Origin of the sequence: Natronorubrum texcoconense (assembly GCF_900100335.1) — an archaeon.
Lineage (GTDB): Archaea > Halobacteriota > Halobacteria > Halobacteriales > Natrialbaceae > Natronorubrum > Natronorubrum texcoconense.
In genome coordinates, this window is record NZ_FNFE01000005.1 from 122,190 (window position 1) to 143,565 (window position 21,376).

The following is a 21,376-nucleotide window of genomic DNA, read 5'->3' on the forward strand; positions in this document are numbered from 1 at the left end:
CATCGTTTCTTCGGTTTTCAGTGCGTTTCAGTCCGTCCGAGTGGCGCGTCGATCGATCAGTCGGCGACGCGCTCTAACGCCCGCGCCACGCGGAGTGCTCGAGCGTCCTCGAACTGCGGGGCGACCGCCTGCGCGCTCACCGGCAGGCCGTCGACCGACGTCACCGGGACCGTCACGGCCGGCGTTCCGGCGATGTTGAACGGGGCGGTGTTGCCGAGGATCGGGAGCAGATCCGCTCGAGTCGTGACCGTCTCGACCGCCGGCGGCCGAACGCGAAGCGTCGGCGTGACGAGGGCGTCGACGGCCTCGAACGCGGTCTCGAGTCGGGCGGAGAAGGCGAGTCCCTCCTCGCGAGCGGCGGCGTAGGAGGCCCCGCCGCTGGTCATGTCGAGGAACGCGGGCGGCAGGATGCGCCTCGCGACGTGTTCGCCCAGTCCCGCCTCTCGGGCCGACTCGAACGCCTGACGGAGGGTTTCGTCGTAGCCCGTCCCCTGCCCTCTGGTGACGCCGTTACCGGACACGAGCCACGAGAATTCCGCCGCGCCGATGTTGAGGTACGCCGCCTCGGTATCGCCCAGGTCGAGTTCGACGGACTCCGTCTCGATCCCGAGCGTCGACAGCCGGTCGGTGACCGTCCGAACGGCGTCGGCGACCTCGTCCGATGCGCGCTCGAACGGCGTGTCGGGGATGCCGACGGTTAGCCCGTCGACGTCGTCGAGGTCCTCGAGCGTTTCGAGCGCGACCGACCGATCTGCCGAGGTCGGATCGAGAGGGTCCCGCCCGGCCATCGCCGCCAGCGCGCTGGCGGCCGTCGAGACGTCCCGCGTCATCGGTCCGATCGTGTCCAACGAGGGGGCGAAGTCGACGAAGCCGTTCCGCGGCACGAGCCGGTGGGACGGCTTGACGCCGACGATGCCGCAGCAGGCCGACGGGATGCGGATGCTGCCGCCCGTATCGGAGCCGAGTGCGACGTCGACGGTGCCGGCCGCGACGGCCGCCGCGCTGCCACTCGAGGAGCCGCCAGCGACGATATCGGGATCGATCGGATTCGTGACGTGCCCGAAGTCGCTGAACTCGCCCGTGGGTCCCATCGCGAACGGCTCCATGTTGGCCTTGCCGACGAGTCCGGCGCCGGCTTCGAGGAGGCGGTCGACCGCCGGCGCGGTGAACGACGGAACCACCGAGTAGGCCGCGGAGCCGCAGGTCATCTCGAGGTCGGAAACGGCGATGTTGTCCTTGACCGCGAGCGTCTTGCCGAAGAGCGGACCCGAGTCGGTACGGACTCGCGGCTCGTCGAAAACGGCCAGTAGCGCGTTCTCCTCGTCCTCGGAGCGGTGGCCGGCGCCCTCGCTGGTCCGAACGGAAGCCGCCGCGTGCTCCTCGCCGGCGGTCGCCGTCTCGAGAATCTCCTCGAGAATTGACTCGGGGAGGTCGAACCCGAGGCGATCGGCCTGGGTTCGCATCTCGGCGAGGTCGGACTCGCTCATCGGCGTTCCCCCTCGGTTCGGCTCGATCGATCGCTTCGACGCCATCGTTCGCCGCACAGTTGCTCGTTCGCGTTCGGAGTCCGTCGGCGGCGCTGTCCGTGACACTGGAAACCCAGGCTCATGCGTTCGACTCTCTCCCGTCGACCTTAGTCGTATCGACGTCGACCGCGTCGGCCGTCTGTACCCAGCGTTTTCGACTAAAACGTTATATAGCACTTGCGTGTCCTTCTACGTGAGATGATATCATGACTCGAGCCGGTATCGATATCGGCGGGACGTTCACCGACCTCATCGTGTTCGACGAAGAGACCGGGACGATCGAGATTACGAAGACGCCGTCGACGCCGGAGAACTCCGCAAAGGGAGTGATCAACGGGCTGACGAAGGCGGAGACGGAGATCAGCGATCTGGACTTCTTCTCGCACGGCTCGACCGTCGGGACCAACGCGCTGATCGAACGGGAACTGCCGCGAACGGGACTGATAACGACGGCGGGCTTTCGCGACGTCCACGAAATCCGTGACGCGACCAAGGAGGACGTCTGGGACGCCTACACCGACGTCGCAGAGCCGTACGTAACCCGGCGGGATCGGCTCGAGGTGACGGAGCGAATCGATTACAACGGAGAGGTCGTGGCGCCGCTCGACGAGGACGACGTTCGCGAGGCCGTCAAGATCTTCGAGAAACGGGGCATCGAAACCATCGCGATCTCGCTGGTTAACGCCTACGTCAACGGCGATCACGAGCGTCGAGTCAAGGAAATCGTCGAGGCGGAACACCCAGACGCGTTCGTCTGTTGCTCCCACGAGATCCTGCCCGAGATGTTCGAGCACGAGCGGACGAGCACGACGATCGTCAACGCGGCGCTGGTGCCCGTCGTCAGGGAGTACCTGACCGATCTCGCACGCCAACTCGGAGAACGCGGCTACGACAACGACGTGCTCGCGATGCACTCCGGCGGCGGCGTGATGACCACCGACGCGATCGCCTACTACGCGGCCCGAATCGCGAACTCCGGGCCGACGGCGGGAGCGATCGCCGGACAGTACATCGCCGAGCAGTGCGGGTTCGACAACGCCATCGGCTTCGACATGGGCGGCACCAGCGTCGACGTCTCGCTCACCTACGGCGGCGACATCGAGATGACCGACGAGTGGGCCGTCGAGTACGGCTATCCGATCATGTTCCCCTCGACGGACATCAAGACGATCGGGGCGGGCGGCGGCTCGATCGCCTGGATCGACGAGGGCGGCTCGCTCCGCGTCGGGCCCCGAAGCCAGGGCGCGGATCCCGGCCCCGCCTGTTACATGCGCGGCGGCGACAAGCCCACGATCACCGACGCGAACGTGTTGCTGGGCTGGGTCGACCCCGACAAGTTCCTGGGCGGGGAGATGGACGCGACCGCCGGCCCGTCTCGAGACGTCATCGAACGCGAAATCGCGGAGCCGCTCGGTCTCGAGATCACCGAGGCGGCCTCCGCCATCGAGCAGATCGCGATCGCGAACATGTGCAACGCCGTCAGGCTCGTCTCGACGAGCAAGGGGTACGACCCCCGCGACTTCGCGATCGTCGCCTTCGGCGGCGCCGGCCCGATGCACGCCGCCCACGTGGCCGAGGAGATGAACATCCCGAACGTGATCGTCCCGCCGTACCCCGGAATCAACTCCGCGCTTGGCTGTCTGCTCGTCGACGTCGAGCACGACCTCTCGAAGACGTTCGTCGCGAACGCGACCGAGGAAATCGTCGACGACTTAGAGGAGACGCTTCGGGAAGTCGAGGCGGAGATTCTCGACCGCCTGCGCGCCGAAGAGATCGCGGACGACCAGATCCGGCTCGAGCACGAGGTGAAGATGCGCTACGCGGGCCAGTGGCGGTCGCTGGCCGTGCCGTGTTCGTTACCGATCGAGAGCGTCGAGGCAATCCGCGAGCGGTTCCACGAGGAACACGAGCGCGTCTACGCCTACTCGGATCGCGACGCGACCGTCGAGATATACGGCATCCGCGTCACGGGACGCGGCGTCGTCGAAAAGCCGTCATTCCCGGAGATCGATTCGGGGGGTCTCGAGGACGCCCACCTCGGCACGCGCGAGGTGTACTTCGAGTCGGCCGGCGAGTTCGTCGAGACCGACCTCTACCAACGCGAGCGACTGGGCGCGGGCGAGACGGTTAGCGGCCCCGCGATCGTCGAACAGATGGACTCCACCGTGGTCGTCCCGCCGGAAGCCACGGCGGAAGTCGAAGCGACGGGGAACCTGATCATCGAGATATAACCATGTCACAATCCAACGCACACACCGATATCGACCTCGACCCGGTCACGTTCGAGGTCCTGCGGAGCTCGTTTACGAACCTCGTCGATCGAATGGCCGAACAGATTCAGCGAACGTGTTACTCGTTCGTGATCTACAACCGCGACTTCAGTAACTGCCTGAACGACGCGGAGGGAAACACCGTCATGCAGGGTTCACAGGACATCGCCGTCCACGTCGGAACCCTCCACTACACCTGCAAGGAGACGCTCGAGTACTTCGAGGGGGACATCAATCCCGGCGACGTCTACATCGTCAACGACCCCTACCTCGGCGCGACGCACATCAACGACGTTCGCATCATGCGGCCGGTGTTCTACGACGACGAACTCATCGCCGTCACGCAGTCGAACGGTCACTGGGCCGACGTCGGCGGGCCGTCGCCGGGGTCGTTCAACATCGAAGCGAGCAGCTACTTCGCGGAGGGGCTTCGCATCCCGCCGCTGAAGATCTGGGACCGCGGCGAGTTCCAGGAGGACGTCGCGAACCTGCTGGTGTCGAACATGCGCCTCTCCGAGGACCGGCTGGGCGACATGCGCGCCCAGACCGAGGCGACCAGGATCGCCGAGGAGCGCCTGCTCGAACTCGTCGACAAGTACGGGATCGACACCGTGAAAACGGCGTTCGGCGAGTCGAAGAACTACGTCGAGCGGATCATGCGCGAACGGATCCGGGAGCTTCCGAACGGCACGTGGCGAACCCAGGACTACATCGACGGCGACCCCACCGAGGAGGAGGGGTTCGTCACGATCGACGTCGAGATGACGATCGACGATGACGAGGTCCACTACGACCTCTCGGGCTCGGACGAGTACATCGGCAACTTCCTCAACTCCACGTACGGGACGTCGTTCTCCGCGGTGATCGCCGGGACGAAGATGTTCTTCCCGGACGTGCCGCTCAACTCGGGGATGTACCGGGTCGTCGACGCGACGCTCCCCGAAGGGACCGTGGTCAACGCGCCGGAGCCCGTCCCCGTCACCGGCTCGGTCGCGGGGGCCTACGAGAAGGTGATGAACGCCATCTTCGAGATGTGGTCGGAGGTGCTGCCCGAGCGCGCGATGGCCTGTGCGTTCAACCTCGAGTACCTGCTCTCTGGCGGCACCGACCGTCGCCCCGACCGCGACGGCGAGGAGTTCATGTGGTACGACTGGATGGCCGGCGGCTGGGGCGGCCGCGACGGGATGGACGGCGCGAACGCGACCGCTCCGGTCTTCGGCGCGGGGCTGGCCGTCCAGTCGCTCGAGGGCCAAGAGCGGGACACGCCGCTGCTGACGAGCGAGCATACGATCGTCACGGACTCCGCCGGCCCCGGCGAGTTCCGCGGCGGTTGTGGCGTCCGGAAAGGTGGCCGTCTGCTCGAGAGCGAGAACAGCGTGATCTCCTACTGTTCAGATCGGTCCCGCTCGATCACGTGGGGGCTCAACGGCGGGCTACCGGGGATCCCACACGGCGTGTCGCTCACGCGGGACGGCGAGACCGAGGATATGGGGACCGTCTTCTCCAACCGACCGATCGCGGAGGGCGACGCGTTCGTTCGCCCCTCCTCGGGCGGCGGCGGCTTCGGCGATCCGCTCGAGCGCGACCCCGAGGCGGTCCGCGAGGACGTCATCGACGACTACGTCTCGATCGAGCGGGCGGAGACGGACTACGGCGTGGTAATCGACGCCGTCGATCCCGATCTGTGCGAGTACGAGATCGATCGCGAGGCGACGGAGCGAGCGCGCGAACACATTCGAGAGAACCGGGAGTCCTGGCTCGAGGAAGATCCCGAATCGGTCGCCGAACGCTACCGCGAGGGCGAACTCGACCAGCACGACCTCGTCCGCCAGTACGGCGTCATCCTCGAGTGGGAGACGGAGGAGTTGCTCGAGCGTACGACCGAGCAGTTCCGCGAGATGCTCGGTCGACGAGCAGCCGCGGAGTGGCAGTAGGGTCGCCCGTAGCCGGCAGCGGCCTGACAAAACGCTTTTGCCGGTACTCCGTGTGTACTCCACTGCTATCGATCGATCGTCGTCGCCGACGCCACCGAGCGGTGGAGTCAGTCGGCCAGCGGCGGGACCGTCGAGGCGAGAGACAGATGAGCAAGATCACCATCCAGCAGCTATCGACCGACGCGGAACGGCGCGAGGCGTTCCCGATTCTCAACGAACTGCGGACGCACTTGGACGAGGCGCTGTTCGAAGAACAGTACGAGCAGATGTACGAGGAGGGGTACCGACTGTTCGGTCTCTACGAGGACGACGAGATGGTCGCCGTCGCGGGGGCCAAAACCGCGACCAACTTCTACCTCGGCAAGCACGCCTACGTCTACGATCTGGTGACCACCGAGTCCCGGCGCTCGGAAGGGTTCGGCGAACAGCTCCTCTCGTTCGTCCACGACTGGGCGGTGACGGAGGGCTGCGTGGCGGTGGAACTCGAGTCGGGTCACTGGCGCGACGACGCACACCGGTTCTACACCGACGCGCTCGGCTACGAGAAGTACTGCATCTCGTTCAGGTACGATCTGACGAGTGACGATCCGGGGGAGTGATCGAGACGCGAGCGTCCGCCGACGAACCGCGAGCAATAGACGCGATCGACCCCCGAGGAGCGACGCCGAAACGGCATTCGAAGCCGATATCCATGGGTGAAGTTAACAACAGTCATTAGGGTGCCTTCCGAACCCTCTACCGATGACCCGAGGACCACCGATCGAGGAACTCCATTTCGATGCCGCACCGCGCGTCGACACGCAGATTCCGGGCCCGCGCTCACAGCAGTTACTCGAGCGACAGGAGGCGATCGACAGCAGCGCCGTCGCGTATCCGAAATCCGTGCCGCTGGCGTTCGCCGAGGGCCGGGGCGCGACGATCAAGGACGCGGACGGGAACGTATTTCTCGACTTCTTCGCCGGCATCGGCGTCTTGAACGTCGGCCACTCGAACCCGTACGTGCTCGAGGCGGTCAACGAGCAGACGAACACGCTCGTTCACACGATCGACTTCCCGACGGAAGCCCGCCTGGACTTCATCGACGCGATCGGCGAAATCGCGCCGCCGGGGCTGCGCGGAAACAGCAGAATGGTGTTCGGCGGTCCCTCGGGCAGCGACGCCATCGAGGGCTCGATCAAGCTGGCGAAACACAACACCGGCCGCCACGGACTGCTCGCGTTCGAGGGCTCCTACCACGGCGGGTCGGCCGGGGCGTTGAGCCTCACCGGCGGCCGGGCGTACAAGGCCGGCTACGAGCCACTGTTACCCGACACGGTTCACGTGCCGTATCCCGATCCCTATCGCGAGCGACTCCCGAACGACGGCGCGACAGCGCTCTGTCCGCAGTCGGACTGCTGCGGGCAGATATCCTGTGCGCGCTCGCTCGAGGCTGTCAAAGAGAAGTTCGAAGGCACGTACAGCGGCCACGAGCCGCCGGCGGCGATCTGGGTCGAACCGATCCAGGGCGAAGGCGGCGTCGTCGTCCCGCCTGCGGGGTTCCTGCAGGGACTACGCGACATCGCGGATGACAACGACGCGCTGTTGATCTTCGACGAGATTCAGTCCGGCTTCGGGCGCACCGGCGAGTGGTGGGGCGCCGAGCACGCGGGCGTCACCCCCGACGCGATGACGATGGCGAAGGGGATCGGCGGCGCCGGCTTACCGCTCGGCGCGATGTTGTACCACGAGAAGTTCGACACGTGGGGTCCTGGCGGCCACCTCGGAACGTTCCGCGGGAACCTCCCGGCTATGCGCGGCGGAATCGCCGCGATCGAGTACATTCAGGAGCACGACCTGCTCGACCACGCGACCCAGCTCGGGGAGTACATCCGAGACCGAATCCGAGCGGTCGACAGCCCCCTGATCGGGGAGGTCCGCGGACGCGGGCTGTTCATCGGCGTCGAACTGATCGACGAGGACGGGAAACAGAACGCGGAGATGGTAAAGGCGGTCCAGACCAGTTGCTACGAGCAGGGCGTCCTCGTCTGGAAAGCCGGCCGAGAAAACGGCGTGCTCCGACTCCTGCCGCCGCTCGTCATGACGAACGAACAGGCCGAGATCGGCCTCGACATCATCACCGACGCGCTCGAGTCCTATACCGAGAATAGCCGCTAGCTCAGACGCCGCCAGTCCCGACCGTCGGCGTCAGTCGGCGCCGTCGACGGCGTCTCGCAGCATCTCTTCGGACATGTTCTCGACCGTCCGCGTACTCGTCTTCAGCTCCCGCATCACGAACTTCGAAGCCGTCTCGTTGACGCCGTCGATCGTGACGATCTCGTCGACGAGGTCGTTCATCTGGTCCCGGTTTTGCACCCGCGAGTGGACGACGAAATCGACGTCCCCCATCGTGTAGTACACCTGAAAGACGCCGTCGATCGCGGTGAGCGACCGACCGATATCTTCGGCGTAGCCGCTCTCGTGGGCGACCGACACCTCCGTGATCACCACCATGTTGAGCCCGAGCGCGAGCGGGTCGACGTCCGCCGACACCGAGGTGATGACGTCGGAGTCCTTGAGCTTGTTCAGCCGGTAGTGAACCGCCGATTTCGACAGTCCGAGCTCCTCCGCGAGCTCCGCGAGATTCACGTCGGCGTCGCGTTCGACGCGCTCGAGGATCGCAACGTCCGTCTCGTCCACGGCCGGTCGTTCGTTCGTGTCCATACCAGTCAGTACGTCGCCAGCAGGTTAACCGTGCGATTCGCGTTCGACCACGCTCGAGCGTCAAGCAGCAGATGCCATCGGCGTAAGTCCGCGCTCGAGTGATTCGACGGGCTACCCATCCATCGCGGCGTCGGACACCTCGAGGGCGACGTCGAGACCCGCGACGGCCTCGTCGATGTCGTCTTCGGTGATCGGGAGCGGCGGCGCCATGATGAGCGTGTTGATCATGTTGCCGACGTAGACGCCCTCGTCCCACGCCGCGGCGCTGACCTCGTCGACGACGGTCGATCCCATCGAAATCTTGTCGGAACGGTGGCCGAACGGGACGCGCTCGTCGGGATCTTTCGTCAGTTCGATTCCGCGGAAGAGACCGACTCCCCGCGTCTCACCGACGCTCGGATGATCTTCGGCGAGTTCCTCGAGTCGCTTCTCGAGATAGGAGCCGACCTGGCGAGCGTGCGGGATCAGCTCCTGATCCTGGTAGCTCGTGACGGCGGCGAGCCCCGCGGCGCAGGCAAGGGGGTGGCCCGCGTAGGTGTGGCCGTGACAGAACATCTCAGTCTCGAAGTGGTCGGCAATCTCGTCGGTGACGATCGTCGCGCCTAGCGGCGCGTACGCCCCGCTCAGTCCCTTCGCCATCGACATGATGTCGGGCGTCACGTCGAAGACGTCGCTGCCGAACCACTCGCCGGTACGGCCGAAGCCGCTCATCACCTCGTCGCAGATCAGGAGCGCCCCGTGGTCGTGGGCGATCTCTTTGAGTCGCGGGAGATACTCATCCGGCGGGACCAGGATCCCGTTCGAGCCGACGACCGGTTCGACGAGCACCGCCGCGACGGTGTCGCCCTCGAGCATCAGCATCTCGTCGATGTACTCGAGGCTCTCCATCGGCTCGAGGGTGGAGCCGTAGGCGTACGGGTCGGGTGCCTTGATCGTCCCCGGAACGCCGGGTTCGGCCAGCAGCCGTCGCGGGTCGCCGGTGACGCTGATCGAACCCGCGGTAGCGCCGTGGTATGAGCGGTACCGCGAGATGATCTTCTGTTTCCCGGTGTACATGCGGGCGATCTTGATCGCGGCTTCGACGGCTTCGGTGCCGCTGGTCGAGAAGAACGTCTTCGAGAGGTTCCCCGGCGTCACCTCCGCGAGTTTCTCGCCGAGTCGCGCCCGCGGTTCGGTCGTAAAGCCCGGTGCGAAGTACGCGCCCTCGTGGGCCTGTTCTGAGATCGCGTCCGCGACGGTGTCTGCGGAGTGGCCGAGGTTTGAGCACATAAGCTGTCCCGAGAGATCGATGTACTCCTCGCCGTCGGCGGTGGAGAACCGAACGCCCGATCCACCGGTGATCTCCGTCGGGGACACCTCGCTCTGGAACGACCAGGTTCCGAACACGTACTCCTTGTCGAGCCGTTCGATCTCCGTCGCATCGTCCGGAAGCGCGTCACCGGATGTCTGGGAATCTGACATTGATACCTCCCCCATCGTTGCCGCGCGTGATTAATCTTTACCAAAGCTCTAGCTGAGCGGACTATTTTCCGACTATATCGGATGTCGCAGAACTATGTCCAGTAATGGTCTGATTTCGTTGAACGAAGTGGGTAGAATACCGAAGAGTTATTTCACCGGTCGTGGTATGCCTCCGCATGGTCGAGTTAGCATCACTCTCGGAGACGGGGGACGTACAGAACTACGTCGGCGGCACGTGGAAACGCGCGGACAGCGACGACGGACAGGACGTCATCAACCCGGCGACCGGCGAGGAGCTCGCGTTCGTCCCGTTCAGCTCCGAATCGGACGTCAACGACGCCGTCGCGACCGGGCTCGAGGCGTTCGACGAGTGGTCGACGACGCACGTCGAAGCCCGTATCCAGCCGCTGTTCGAACTGAAGCAGTTGCTCGAAGAGCACCAGGAGGAGCTAGCCGAGCTCCTCGTTCAGGAACACGGAAAGACGTTGCCGGAGGCCCGGGGCGAACTCCGCCGCGGCATCGAAAACGTCGAAGTCGCCTGCGGCATCCCGTCGATGATGCAGAGCGGAACGCTGCTGAACGCCGCACCCGACATCGACGAGAGCGCCGTTCGCAAGCCGCTCGGGGTTTTCGCCGCGATCACGCCCTTCAACTTCCCCGGCATGATCCCGCTGTGGTTCCTGCCGTACGCCGTCGCGACCGGGAACAGCTTCATTCTGAAACCGAGCGAACGCGATCCGTTGGTCGCCCAGCGCATGTTCGAGCTCATCGACGAGGCGGGCTTCCCCGACGGCGTCGTCCAGCTCGTCAACGGCAGCGTCGACACCGTTAACACGTTGCTCGAGCACGAGGACATCGCCGGCATCTCCTTCGTCGGCAGCACCCCGGTCGCGAAACACGTCTACGAAACCGCGGCGGCCCACGGCAAACGGGTTCAGGCCCAGGGCGGGGCGAAGAACCACATCATCGTCACGGAGACGGCCGACCTCGAGTTCGCCGCGGCAAAGACGGTCGCGTCGGCGTGTGCCTGCGCCGGCGAGCGGTGTCTCGCCAACGACGTCGTCGTCGTCGAGGACGCCGTCTACGACGAGTTCACCGACCTCGTCCTCGAGGAGGCCGAGTCTCAGGTGGTGGGGTACGGACTCGACGACGGCGTCGACATCGGCGCGCTCATCACGCCCGAACACGAGCAACACGTTCGCAACTTCATCGAGACCGGCATCAGCGAAGGTGCCGAACTGCTCCTCGACGGCCGCGACGTCACCGTCGAGGGTTACGAGGACGGTAACTTCCTCGCGCCGAGCGTCTTCGCCGGACTGGAGACGGACATGGTGATCACCCGCGAGGAGATCTTCGGACCGGTGTTCGGGCTGATGTCCGTCGCCGACATCGACGAGGCGATCGACGTCCTGAACGAGAGCCAGTTCGGGAACGCGGCGAGTCTCTTTACCGGCAGCGGACTCGACGCCCGCAAGTTCCGCCACCGCGCCGACGTTGGGAACCTGGGCGTCAACGTCGGCACCTCCGCGCCGATGGCGTTCTTCCACTTCGGGGGACAGCGCGACTCGTTCTTCGGCGACCTCCACGCCCAGGGCGAGGACATGATCCACTTCTACACGGACAAGAACGTTTACATCGAACGCTGGCCGGACAACTGATCCGCGCTGGAAGCAAGCGTCGGTTTCGACGGAACACGACCGACGTTCGGTCGCGAGCCATTCTTTGCGGCGCATTTTTCGGCCGTCTCCACCGTCACAGCGACAGGGCTCGGTTGGGAGCGTTGGACCGGAAAAAGCGACAGAAAACGAAATCGAACGGCGATTCGGGCTCGAGCCCGGGTTGCTTACTCGGCTTTGAACTCGGCGAACACGTCGATCACTTCCTCGGTGTTCGATCCGAGCGAGTATAGCGAGGGCTCGGTACAGCCGGCCTCACAGTAGTCGCCGACCTTCTGGACGCAGTCCTCGGGCGTGCCGGCCGCGACGACGTTGGTGACGACCTCGTCGGGGACCAGTCGGCTGGCGCGCTCGATGTCCTCGGCGCTGGCGGGCCAGCCGCCGAGTTCCTCGCCGATCTGTTCGCCGACTTCGGGATCGATTCCCGACGCCTTCGTGATGTGTGGCTGCTGGCCGATGTACTGCGTCACGAGCCCGCGGGCGTTGTCGATGGCGACGTCGGCGTCCTCATCCATCGAGACGGCGATGAGTTGTGGCCGGTCGACGTCCTCGATCTCACCGCCTTGTTTCTCGACGCCCTCGGTGAGCTTCTCCATCGCCAGCTCGTTGTGCTCCGGCGGGATCAGATAGTTCATGTAGACGCCGTCGACGACGCCCTTCCCGACCAGTTCGCCGGACATCTTGTTCATCGTCAGCCCGGTCGCGCCGATGTAGATCGGCACCGATCGCGGATCGGCGTTCGCCCGCACCAGGTCGAGTTCGATGTCCTCGACCTGGATGTACTGGCCGTCGTAGGTGACGTTCTCCAGATCGAGGAGCTTGCTGAGGACGGTGCAGTACTCCCACATGTACCGGAGGGCGTTCTGCCGGTCGATCCCGACCTTGCTGGCGAGCGGATCCCACCACGCGCCGATGCCGAGCATCGCCCGACCGTTCGACAGTTCGTGCAGCGTCGAGAACGTCTGGGCCATCAGCGCGACGTTTCGCGTGTAGCAGTTGGTGACGCCCGGCCCGAACTTGATCGAATCGGTCACCTGCGTGTACGCTCCCATGATCGTCATGGCGTCGCGAACCAATCGGGACTCGCCCTGCCAGACCGAGTCGAACCCCTTCGATTCGGCGTACTTCGCGTACTCGATCTCGTCGGCGACGTTCTCGCTCTCCCAGTTCCAGATGCCGAGTCGGTCGAACGACGGGTCGCTCATTGCGCACCTCCGGCGAGGTCGACGGCAGCGTTGGCGATCGTCGACGCCGCGCTGAAACAGTCGTCCCAGCTGGTGTACTCCGACTCGTTGTGGCTCTTCCCGTTCTCGCTCACCGCGAACACCATCCCCGTGTCACAGACGCTGTGCATGTGCGTCGCGTCGTGGCCGGCGCCGCTGAAGATCCGCATGCTGTCGTACTCGAGGTCGTCGGCTGCGTTCTGGACCGCGTCCACGCACGCGTCGGCGAACTCGACCGCCGGCGCGCGCATTCGATCCTCGTACTCCCACTCGACGCCCTCCCGCTCGGCGGCCCACTCGGCCTCCTCGAGCACGCGCCGGCGGGCCTCCTCGATTACGTCGTCGGACGGGTCCCGGAAGCCCCAGGTGAACGTGACCTCGTCGGGAATGATGTTGATCGAGTTCGGTTTCGCGTCGATGTAGCCGGTCGTCCCGACCGTGCGCTCGCCCAGGCTGCTCGGAATGCGGCGGATCTGACTGATCACGTCCGCCGCGGCGACGAGCGCGTCCTGTCGGTAGTGCATCGGCGTCGGGCCGGAGTGATCGGCCTCACCGTGGAACGTGATCGCTCCCCAGGTGAAGCCCACGATCCCGGTGACGACGCCGACGTCTTTCTCGTTCTCCTCGAGATACGGTCCCTGCTCGACGTGGAGTTCGAGATACGCCTCGTACTCCTCCGGCGGTTCGCAGGGTTCCTCGCCTTTGTACCCGATCCGCTCGAGTTCGTCCTCGAATACGTTTCCGTCGACGTCGGTCTTAGCGTACTCGTCCTCGAGCGAGTGAGCGCCCGCCCAGACGCCGCTGCCCTGCATCGCCGGCTGGAAGCGCGAGCCCTCCTCGTTGGTCCAGTTGACGATCTCGATCGGATGCTCGGTCTCGACCTCCTCGTCGTCGAGGGCTCGGATCAGCTCTAGTGCCGCGATGACGCCGAGCGCGCCGTCGTAGATCCCGCCGTAGGGCTGGGAGTCGAGGTGGGAGCCAACCATCACGGGCTTCGCGTCGGGGTCGGTCCCCGCACGGCGGCCGAACATATTTCCGAACTCGTCGATGCGAACGGTGATGTCCGCCGCCGCGAGCTGATCCGCGAACCAGTCGCGGATCCGCCTGTCCTCGTCCGAAAGTGCCAGACGGTGCAGCCCACCGTCGTCCGTGCCGCCAATTTCGGCCTGCTCTTTCATCGTCGAAACAAATCGCTCTCGCTGTAGCGCAACCGGCATACAGCTATGTCTCGGGAATCGTAGATAAGCCTTTGCGTACGAACACCACGGTCAGTCGGCTCACACGGAGGCGATCGCACGCTCGAGCGCAACGTGGTGATCGCAACCTGTCCGCACACGCGACCGTGTTGGAAGTACGGGAAGAGGATATTATGGGAAGGTGATATTCACGAGAAGGTGATATCGAGCTCGAGTTCGTTGGCCGTTCCGAGGAGGATCAGCGGGATCTCCTCGGTGAACCAGTCGCCGTTCATTCGGTAGGTCGGCCCCGAGACGCTGATCGCGCCGAGGACCGCGCCCGACTGCTCTAACACCGGCACGCCGACCGCACTCAACCCCTTCGTGCTCTCCTCGTTGTTGAACACGTAGTTTCGATCTCGGGCGGTCTGGAGCTCCTCGCGAAGCTCGTCGCGGTCCGTGATCGTGTGCTCGGTGAACCGCTCGAGTTCGATCTCCTCGATCAGCGAGTCGGCGTAGGGGACGGGAAGCGCGCTGAGAATCGCCTTCCCGGCCGCGGTGGCGTGCAAGGGGACGCTCTCGCCGATGTTCGAATCGGTTTCCACGCCGTGTTCGCTGGTCTCGCGGTGGACGTAGACTCCCTTCCCGTGCTCTTCGATGATGAACTGGGCGCGTTCGTCGGTGCGTTCGGCCAATCGACTCACCTTCTCGTGGGCGAGCTTGTACGCCTGTTTCCGCCAACGGGCGTGTTCCCCGAGTCGGAGGAACTGGAGGCTGAGGTAGTACTCGTTGCCCTCTTTGACGACGTAGCCGTGCTGGTGCATCGTCGAGAGATGGCCGTGGACGGTGCTCTTTGGCATCTCGAGCAACTCGGCTACCTCGGTCACGCGCGCACCGTCGAGTTCGTCGAGGACGTCGATGATCTCGAACAGTCTATCGACCGACTTGACAGACGACAGCTGCGTCTCACCTGCATCCATGTTGGGTGCTAGTATGACCCAATACTAAATGACCGTTTCGCAGTCTCCATGTTATTACATAGTATTCCTAAAACATATTCCGGGCTCGTCGCCACCGGTTTCGAGACACTCATCCGCGAAATCTTTTTTACCGCGTCGGTGGATATCGGCGTATCCGATTCCGGCGCGGACTGCTATCGACCGAATCGGAGTTCGTCATCTCCCATGCCACCAGATACACCGGCGGTATACGACCGTGCAGGACTGGACTCACTCGTCGGCTACGGCGACTCGCCCGCGCTGCTCATCGTGGATCTCCAACGCGGCTTCACCGACCCCTCGTGCGTGCTGGGCGGGGAGCTCTCGAGCGTCGTCGAACGAACGAACGAACTCCTGGACGCCGCACGCGAGACCGACTGTCCCGTCGTTGCGACGCGCATCGTCACCTCCCATCCCGACGGAGCCGATCTCGGGATCTGGGGCGAAAAGATTCCGACGCTCGAGGTGCTGGCCGCGGGCTCCGAGTGGGTCGACCTCGACGAGCGACTCGACCTCCGGGACACCGATCACGTACTGGAGAAACGGCAGGCGAGTTCGTTCCACGAAACGGAGCTCCACTCGATGCTGACCGCGTGGGGGGTCGATACGCTCGTCGTCGCCGGCTGTACGACCAGCGGCTGCGTCCGCGCGACGGCCGTCGACGGCTGTTCGCACGGGTTTCGCGTGATCGTCCCCGAAGAGAGCGTCGGCGACCGCGCGCCGGAGCCCCACGAGGCCAACCTCTTCGATATCCACGCGAAGTACGGCGACGTCAGGCCGGTCGACGAGGTGGTCGATTACCTCCGCGACCCTAGTGCATCGCGTCCCCGCCGTCGGGACTGAGCGTCTGGCCCGTGTAGTAACTGCTCTCGTCGGACGCGAGGAAGACCACCGTCGGCGTGATGTCTTCGACCTCGCCGAGTCGACCCATCGGGAGCGAAGCCTCCTTTGCCTCGCGCCACTCCTCGCTGATATCGTCCAGGAGTTCGGTCTGGACCGGTCCCGGCGCGACCGCGTTGACCCGGACCGTCGGCGACACCTCCCGGGCGAGCGCTCGCGTCATACTGATCACGCCGCCTTTCGCGGCCGAGTAGTGGACTAACTCCTCGCCGCCGACGATGCCGAGCTGCGAGGCCACGTTGATGATCGAGCCGCCGCCCGACTCGAGCATCCCCGGGAGGGCGAAGCGGATCGGGAGGAAGGTTCCGCGAAGGTCGACCGCGATCGTCTCGTCCCACATCTCGACCGGCATCTCCTCGAGACGCGACTGGGTCAAGATCCCCGCGTTGTTGACGAGCACGTCGATCGTCCCGAACGCGGCTTCGACCGCGTCGATCATCGACTCGACGTCGTCGGCGTCGCTCACGTCGGCTTCGAACGCGCGTGCCGTTCCGCCGTTCGATTCGATCGTCTCGACGACGTCCTCGGCGTGCGTCGGGCCCTCCTGGGGCGGATAGTTGACGCCGACGGCCGCACCTTCGGCCGCTAACTCCTGAGCAATCCCGCGTCCGATACCCTTGCTCGCACCCGTCACTAGCGCTGTCGTTCCGTTCAGACGGTCCATACACAATTATCCCGCAGCGACGGCATAACTGTTCACGTCGCCACGAGAGGAGGGACACGGTACTGGGACGAAGACCTTGGATCACCGAGCGGGGACCGTAGCGCGACAAATTGCTGTTCGACCCGCCGCGGCTCCCGATCGGTCCTCTACAGTTAAGTCGTCGGTCGCTGTCTGTACACGATATGGTAGAGTCTACCATCCGGGTCGTCAACGCACGCGTCGTGACACCATCCGGAACGATTCCAGGCGGAATGGCTGCCGCAGACGGTAAGATTACTGCGATCGGATCGGAGGATTCCCTTCCCGAGGCCGACGAGACGATCGACGCCGAGGGGAACTACCTCATACCGGGGTTCATCTGCCCGCACAACCACATGGGGATCTCGCGGTACGAGAACGACTATCACACCCAGTACGAACACGACATGGAGACCGAGACGAAGGCGTGTCTCGCCGGCGGCGTGACGTCGTTCTTTACGTTCCTCCTGCAGGAGGAGCCGTACGTCCCCGACATGGACTTCTTCGTCGAGACCGGCGAGCAGCAGTCCTACATCGACTTCGGGTTCCACGCCATCGTCCACCAGGACCATCACATCGACGAGATCGACGACCTCGCCGAAGAGGGAATCCGCTCGTTCAAACTGTTCTTCAACATGTACAAGACGTCCGCGCCGGAGCTCGGGATCGGCCACTCCGACGCCGGCCGCGTCTACACCGTCCTGAAGAAGACGGCCGAGATGGAGAACGCGGTCGTGATGTTCCACGCAGAAAACGACGACCTCGGCCCGGTGAAAGTCGAAGAGATGCAGGAAGCCGGTCGAGACGACCTCAGCGCGTGGGCCGACGCCTCGCCGGGCATCAGTCAGGCGATGCAGATCGAACAGATCGGGATGCTCACCGAGCACACCGGCGCAACGTCGTACGTCGTGCACAACAGCATGGTGGAGACGCTCGACGCCCTCTCCCGGTATCAAGAGCGCGGCGTCAACCTCTACGGGGAGACCCTGCCGAGTTTCCTCGCCAACCACTGCGAGGACGAGGACGTCGGTCTCTGGGGGAAGATTTCGCCGCCGATCGGCTACAAGGAGGATCAGGAAGCGCTCTGGAAGGCGCTTCGCAACGGCACGTTCCAGAACGTCGGCACCGATCACTGTCCGTATCAACTCGAGTTCAAGGGGCCGCGGGACGGAAGCGTCTGGGACTCGCCGCCGGGCGATCAGGGGCTGCAGACGTTCCTCCCGCTCATGCTCAGCGAGGGCGTGAACAAGAACCGCATCTCGATGGAGCGGATGGTCGAGGTCTGCTCGACGAACAACGCGAAACGGTTCGGGATCTATCCGCGCAAAGGCGCGCTCGTCGAGGGCGCGGACGCCGACGCCGTGATCGTCGACCTGACGAAATCGTTTACCGTCGACGAGGACTACCTCTACGGTCTGGACAACCGCTGGTGTTCGGCGTTCGGCCGCGAACTCACCGGTGCGCCGACGCACACGATCAAGGGTGGCGAACTCGTGGTCGAACACAACGACGTGCTCGTCGAAGGCGGGGACGGACGATACCTGCCACGCTACGAGGACGGCGTTCCGCTGGCCGAATGAGTCATCGGTGAGTCGGTCATTGAGAGCCGTCCGCGTGCAAATCCCTGACGAGGCGGTGTGCACAGCGATCGCAGTCGCGTAGCCGACGTGCAAGACGCGGCACCGGCCGATAGCTGTCGCTCCGAAGATGTCGCATGGATACCTCCAACGCCGATCAGGTTTGGTTTGTAGCATTGTGCCAGACGGCGACGGCCTGAAGCTACGGTTCGGCTGTTGATGGCCTTGTGTAACTGAAGCAGTTTGGAAACAAAGAGTTATGCGATCTCATCGTATTACAAACATTTTCAGAATCCTCTATTTTCATGTGTTCCAGAACAAAATTGAAGCCCAGATCGTGGAGGGGCAGTTTGGAAATACATCACTGTATCGACAGTAATCGCGGTATTGTTGAGATCGTCATTCCCAGTGAGTTCCTGAAGGAATCGTTTTGTCAACCCAGTTATATCGTCGATTACAGCCGCATATGGAGGACACTGTTCGTTTCTGGATCGGCGGAACTGTACAACCAGTAGCGATGTCCGGCGAGTTGAATCACCGTCTCACCAAGCGCGAAGTGATTCAGTTTCTTGTCGACTGCCGCTGTGGATCGCATTTGTGAACCCAACCGTAGACTGCCTTTCGGCTACGTTTTGTATCGAAGTCTCTAATTCTCGATCGGTATTCAAAAGCGAGAGATAAGCAAGGTTGAGCCGCTCACTGATCTCCATCTGCTGACGCGGTGTCCCCTCCTATTCTACGAGACTCAAATCGAGCCAGTCGCGTCATCTCCGAGTCAATCTACTTTTGATATGATGTAACACGAAATCGTATTACCTCAGTTTGTCCACCCGACGAAGCAGCGTTCCAGGACAGTACAAAGAGAGCGATCTATCTAACCCTTTACGCGTGGATATACGCTCTCAAGAAGGACATTGGTGCTGTGATCGACGGACGCCGTCTGTTCGAGCGCAACCGAAGCCCGTAGCCGTACACCTCGCGTCGCTCGCCGATCGGTCGCTCGATTGACCGATACACCCGTCTCACTCGCCAGAACGGGTGTTCGCCGACGGTACGTTTTTATCAGTGGATGCCAATCTCTACCGTATCTCATGTCGAGACCAATCGACCACGTCGTCTTCGCAGCGGACGATCTGGATTCCCTCGAAGAATCGTTCGCAAGCGCCGGATTCGAAACGGCCTACGGCGGGACCCATTCGAACGGGATCACGCACATGCACCTCATCGGGTTCGGCAACCTCTCGTACGTCGAACTGATTTCCAAGAACGATCCCGACGGGACCGCACCGTGGTGGAACGACCAGATCGATACGAACGCGGGCGCATCGGCGTGGTCGGTGACCGTCGACGACATCGACGAGGAAAGCGACCGACTGGCCGACGAGGGGTTCGAAATCGAAGGCCCGACGAAATTTTCTCGAGAGCGACCCGACGGAACGTCCGTCGAGTGGGAGTTAGCGATCGTCGGCGGCCGACCGCAGGGGACGCCCATACCGATGCTCGAGATGGATCACACCCCCCTCGAGTGGCGCGTCGAAGTGACGACCGACCCGGAAACCTCGGGGCTGATGGGACTCACGGAGGTCGTCATCGGCACGGATCAACTCGAGGAAACTGTTCAGGGGCTCGAGACGTTCTTCGGCACGTCCTCGACGCAAACTCGCGAGGATGACACACTTGAGGCGCAGGTCGTCTCGTTCGACGACGCTCCGGTCGCGGTCGCGGAACCGCTCGCGACGGATTCCTGGCTCGCCGACCGCGTCGAGAGCAATCACACGCCGCTGCCGTGTGCGTTCCTCGTCGACGCGACGGACGTCGCCGCAGTCCGAGAGCAGTTCCGGATCGCCGAAGAGACCGCCTGGGGCGACGATACCGTCTACTGGTTCGATATCGACGTCGGCGGTCGGTTCGGTGCGGTCGATCGGTCGTGACCGATGGCTCGACCGGCTCACCGACTCTTTGAGCCCCAACCGAAACTCGTCCAGCCGCCATCCAGCGTCAACACTTCACCGGTCGTATAGTGGCCGCCCGCCGCGAGGAACACGGCACAGTTGGTGACCTCCTCGTGGGTGCCGAACCGGCCGAGCGGGGTTCGGTTCTCGATCTGTTCCTCGGCGTAATCGACGTACGGCCACTCGAGGTCGTCCCCGGCGGATTCGCCCAACGGCGCTTCGGCCAGCCGGGTCTTGATGTATCCCGGTGCGAGTGCATTCACGTGAATGCCGTGGTCAGCGAACTCGACGGCAGCGTTTCGCGTGAGATTCTCGATGCCGGCTTTCGAGGCGTTGTAGGGTGCCCGGCCCTGTACGCCACCCGCACCGTAGATGCTGCTCATGTTGATGATCTGTCCGCCACCTCCCTGGTTGATCAGCCGTTCGCCAGCGACCTGACAGCCGAAGAAGACGCCCGTGAGATTGACGTCGAGGACGCGTCGCCAATCTTCGGGGCTCTGTTCTAACAGCGGTTTCTCCACGGTCGTCCCCGCGTTGTTGACCATAATATCGAGCGCTCCGTACTCGTCGACGGCGGCGTTCACGAGTCCAGCGACGTCGCTTTTCTCCGTGACGTCCGCTTCGACGCCGATCGCGTCACCACCGGCTTCGCGTATCGCCTCGGCGACCTCCGCTGCACGCGCTTTCGACTGCGAGTTCGTCACGACGGTTGCACCCTCCGCGGCGTACCGCTCCGCGATCGCTCGTCCGAGGCCCGTACTCGAACCGGTGATAACGGCTGTCTTTCCGTCTAGTTCGGCCATAGCTACCCAAGTGGTATGTTCTCATGTGACAAAAAGATACGGCGGCAAACAGTTGCAGCGGATAGAACAACAGCGAGCAGACCGCCGTCACTCCGGCCGCGGGATAGTCCGTCCAACGGCGTGATCCGGCCGTATCCGCAGTTTGACGCGGTCGGCGTCCCGATCGCTCGGGAACTCACAGCCCCAGTACTGTTCGGAGAGTCGGTCGATGAACGCCATCGCATCCGTTTCGTTGCGCTCGACGACGGTTCCCCTGACGGTCAGAAACCGATACGGGTTCTCGGGATCCGTCACCGAGATCGACACTCTCGGATCCTGCTCGATGTTTCGGTGCTTTCTCGTCTCGGCTTTCCCGCCGATATACACGTACTCGCCGTCGTAATCCACCCAAACGGGAGCCTGGTGGGGGCTCCCGTCTGGATACACCGTACCGACGTGTGCGATGGCATCACCGGTGAGCAAGTCTTCGTACTCGCTTGGAATGGGTGTCATAAATATG

At 63.8% G+C, this 21,376-nt stretch carries 17 protein-coding genes and 1 pseudogene; 8 read left to right on the forward strand and 10 right to left on the reverse strand.

All coding sequences use genetic code 11. The features are described 5' to 3' along the window. Positions 1-56: 56 nt before the first annotated feature. Positions 57-1,487, reverse strand: a complete 1,431-nt coding sequence (locus BLT08_RS15455) for an amidase (RefSeq protein ID WP_090310139.1) — start codon at positions 1,485-1,487, stop codon at positions 57-59. Positions 1,488-1,732: 245 nt separating this feature from the next. On the opposite strand from BLT08_RS15455, the gene BLT08_RS15460 reads away from it, so the two are divergent. From BLT08_RS15460 to BLT08_RS15475, 4 genes are all read left to right on the forward strand, one after another. Then, entirely contained in the window at positions 1,733-3,757 is a 2,025-nt protein-coding gene (locus tag BLT08_RS15460) for a hydantoinase/oxoprolinase family protein (protein WP_090309548.1), read from the forward strand. A 2-nt stretch (positions 3,758-3,759) separates the two neighbouring features. Further along, complete coding sequence (locus tag BLT08_RS15465) at positions 3,760-5,730, forward strand: hydantoinase B/oxoprolinase family protein (RefSeq protein ID WP_090309551.1); 1,971 nt, start codon at positions 3,760-3,762, stop codon at positions 5,728-5,730. Between the two features lie 146 nt (positions 5,731-5,876). Beyond that, positions 5,877-6,329, forward strand: a complete 453-nt coding sequence (locus BLT08_RS15470) for a GNAT family N-acetyltransferase (protein WP_090309555.1) — start codon at positions 5,877-5,879, stop codon at positions 6,327-6,329. Between the two features lie 142 nt (positions 6,330-6,471). Next, a complete protein-coding gene (locus BLT08_RS15475; RefSeq protein WP_090309558.1) occupies positions 6,472-7,884 on the forward strand; it encodes an aspartate aminotransferase family protein in 1,413 nt (470 codons plus the stop codon). A 30-nt stretch (positions 7,885-7,914) separates the two neighbouring features. Here the strand turns inward: BLT08_RS15475 and BLT08_RS15480 are convergent, their stop codons facing one another. Then, positions 7,915-8,430: an Lrp/AsnC family transcriptional regulator gene (locus tag BLT08_RS15480; RefSeq protein WP_090309560.1), complete on the reverse strand. Its 516-nt coding sequence runs from the start codon at positions 8,428-8,430 to the stop codon at positions 7,915-7,917. Positions 8,431-8,541: 111 nt separating this feature from the next. Continuing rightward, positions 8,542-9,891 (reverse strand): aminotransferase family protein, encoded by a 1,350-nt coding sequence (locus BLT08_RS15485; protein WP_090309563.1) that lies wholly within the window; start codon positions 9,889-9,891, stop codon positions 8,542-8,544. 176 nt (positions 9,892-10,067) lie between these two features. Here BLT08_RS15485 and BLT08_RS15490 point away from each other — a divergent pair, with 176 nt between their 5' ends. Continuing rightward, positions 10,068-11,549, forward strand: a complete 1,482-nt coding sequence (locus BLT08_RS15490; protein WP_090309566.1) for a CoA-acylating methylmalonate-semialdehyde dehydrogenase — start codon at positions 10,068-10,070, stop codon at positions 11,547-11,549. 185 nt (positions 11,550-11,734) lie between these two features. Here BLT08_RS15490 and BLT08_RS15495 read toward each other — a convergent pair whose 3' ends face one another. The 3 genes from BLT08_RS15495 to BLT08_RS15505 form a co-directional block, all read right to left on the reverse strand. Beyond that, entirely contained in the window at positions 11,735-12,772 is a 1,038-nt protein-coding gene (locus tag BLT08_RS15495; protein ID WP_090309569.1) for an LLM class flavin-dependent oxidoreductase, read from the reverse strand. After that, positions 12,769-14,007 (reverse strand): Zn-dependent hydrolase, encoded by a 1,239-nt coding sequence (locus tag BLT08_RS15500; protein ID WP_090309572.1) that lies wholly within the window; start codon positions 14,005-14,007, stop codon positions 12,769-12,771. Before BLT08_RS15500 ends, BLT08_RS15495 begins: the two co-directional genes overlap by 4 nt. Before the next feature lie 167 nt (positions 14,008-14,174). After that, complete coding sequence (locus BLT08_RS15505) at positions 14,175-14,945, reverse strand: IclR family transcriptional regulator (protein ID WP_090309576.1); 771 nt, start codon at positions 14,943-14,945, stop codon at positions 14,175-14,177. 204 nt (positions 14,946-15,149) lie between these two features. Between BLT08_RS15505 and BLT08_RS15510 the strand changes: the two genes are divergently transcribed. Further along, positions 15,150-15,806 (forward strand): isochorismatase family protein, encoded by a 657-nt coding sequence (locus BLT08_RS15510; RefSeq protein WP_090309581.1) that lies wholly within the window; start codon positions 15,150-15,152, stop codon positions 15,804-15,806. Here the strand turns inward: BLT08_RS15510 and BLT08_RS15515 are convergent. After that, the gene (locus BLT08_RS15515) at positions 15,775-16,527 is read right to left on the reverse strand and encodes an SDR family NAD(P)-dependent oxidoreductase (RefSeq protein WP_090309584.1); all 753 of its coding nucleotides are present in this window, start codon (positions 16,525-16,527) and stop codon (positions 15,775-15,777) included. The two genes, BLT08_RS15510 and BLT08_RS15515, sit on opposite strands and share 32 nt — an antisense overlap. A gap of 182 nt (positions 16,528-16,709) precedes the next feature. On the opposite strand from BLT08_RS15515, the gene BLT08_RS15520 reads away from it, so the two are divergent. Next, entirely contained in the window at positions 16,710-18,125 is a 1,416-nt protein-coding gene (locus BLT08_RS15520) for a dihydroorotase (RefSeq protein WP_245724237.1), read from the forward strand. Positions 18,126-18,324: 199 nt separating this feature from the next. Here the strand turns inward: BLT08_RS15520 and BLT08_RS15525 are convergent. After that, positions 18,325-18,871 (reverse strand): annotated as a pseudogene (locus BLT08_RS15525) (IS6 family transposase). A gap of 342 nt (positions 18,872-19,213) precedes the next feature. On the opposite strand from BLT08_RS15525, the gene BLT08_RS15530 reads away from it, so the two are divergent. Further along, positions 19,214-20,053 (forward strand): VOC family protein, encoded by an 840-nt coding sequence (locus tag BLT08_RS15530; protein WP_090309590.1) that lies wholly within the window; start codon positions 19,214-19,216, stop codon positions 20,051-20,053. A gap of 17 nt (positions 20,054-20,070) precedes the next feature. On the opposite strand, the gene BLT08_RS15535 is transcribed toward BLT08_RS15530, so the two are convergent. After that, entirely contained in the window at positions 20,071-20,877 is an 807-nt protein-coding gene (locus BLT08_RS15535) for an SDR family NAD(P)-dependent oxidoreductase (protein ID WP_090309593.1), read from the reverse strand. 87 nt (positions 20,878-20,964) lie between these two features. Beyond that, complete coding sequence (locus tag BLT08_RS15540) at positions 20,965-21,369, reverse strand: PPOX class F420-dependent oxidoreductase (protein ID WP_090309596.1); 405 nt, start codon at positions 21,367-21,369, stop codon at positions 20,965-20,967. Positions 21,370-21,376 lie beyond the last annotated feature (7 nt).

Excerpts from the sequence above, each read along its gene's own strand:
- BLT08_RS15455 (WP_090310139.1), bottom strand. The coding sequence starts at position 1,487 with ATGAGCGAGTCCGACCTCGCCGAGATGCGAACCCAGGCCGATCGCCTC.
- BLT08_RS15460 (WP_090309548.1), top strand. The coding sequence starts at position 1,733 with ATGACTCGAGCCGGTATCGATATCGGCGGGACGTTCACCGACCTCATC.
- BLT08_RS15465 (WP_090309551.1), top strand. The coding sequence starts at position 3,760 with ATGTCACAATCCAACGCACACACCGATATCGACCTCGACCCGGTCACG.
- BLT08_RS15470 (WP_090309555.1), top strand. The coding sequence starts at position 5,877 with ATGAGCAAGATCACCATCCAGCAGCTATCGACCGACGCGGAACGGCGC.
- BLT08_RS15475 (WP_090309558.1), top strand. The coding sequence starts at position 6,472 with ATGACCCGAGGACCACCGATCGAGGAACTCCATTTCGATGCCGCACCG.
- BLT08_RS15480 (WP_090309560.1), bottom strand. The coding sequence starts at position 8,430 with ATGGACACGAACGAACGACCGGCCGTGGACGAGACGGACGTTGCGATC.
- BLT08_RS15485 (WP_090309563.1), bottom strand. The coding sequence starts at position 9,891 with ATGTCAGATTCCCAGACATCCGGTGACGCGCTTCCGGACGATGCGACG.
- BLT08_RS15490 (WP_090309566.1), top strand. The coding sequence starts at position 10,068 with ATGGTCGAGTTAGCATCACTCTCGGAGACGGGGGACGTACAGAACTAC.
- BLT08_RS15495 (WP_090309569.1), bottom strand. The coding sequence starts at position 12,772 with ATGAGCGACCCGTCGTTCGACCGACTCGGCATCTGGAACTGGGAGAGC.
- BLT08_RS15500 (WP_090309572.1), bottom strand. The coding sequence starts at position 14,007 with ATGCCGGTTGCGCTACAGCGAGAGCGATTTGTTTCGACGATGAAAGAG.
- BLT08_RS15505 (WP_090309576.1), bottom strand. The coding sequence starts at position 14,945 with ATGGATGCAGGTGAGACGCAGCTGTCGTCTGTCAAGTCGGTCGATAGA.
- BLT08_RS15510 (WP_090309581.1), top strand. The coding sequence starts at position 15,150 with ATGCCACCAGATACACCGGCGGTATACGACCGTGCAGGACTGGACTCA.
- BLT08_RS15515 (WP_090309584.1), bottom strand. The coding sequence starts at position 16,527 with ATGGACCGTCTGAACGGAACGACAGCGCTAGTGACGGGTGCGAGCAAG.
- BLT08_RS15520 (WP_245724237.1), top strand. The coding sequence starts at position 16,710 with ATGGTAGAGTCTACCATCCGGGTCGTCAACGCACGCGTCGTGACACCA.
- BLT08_RS15530 (WP_090309590.1), top strand. The coding sequence starts at position 19,214 with ATGTCGAGACCAATCGACCACGTCGTCTTCGCAGCGGACGATCTGGAT.
- BLT08_RS15535 (WP_090309593.1), bottom strand. The coding sequence starts at position 20,877 with ATGGCCGAACTAGACGGAAAGACAGCCGTTATCACCGGTTCGAGTACG.
- BLT08_RS15540 (WP_090309596.1), bottom strand. The coding sequence starts at position 21,369 with ATGACACCCATTCCAAGCGAGTACGAAGACTTGCTCACCGGTGATGCC.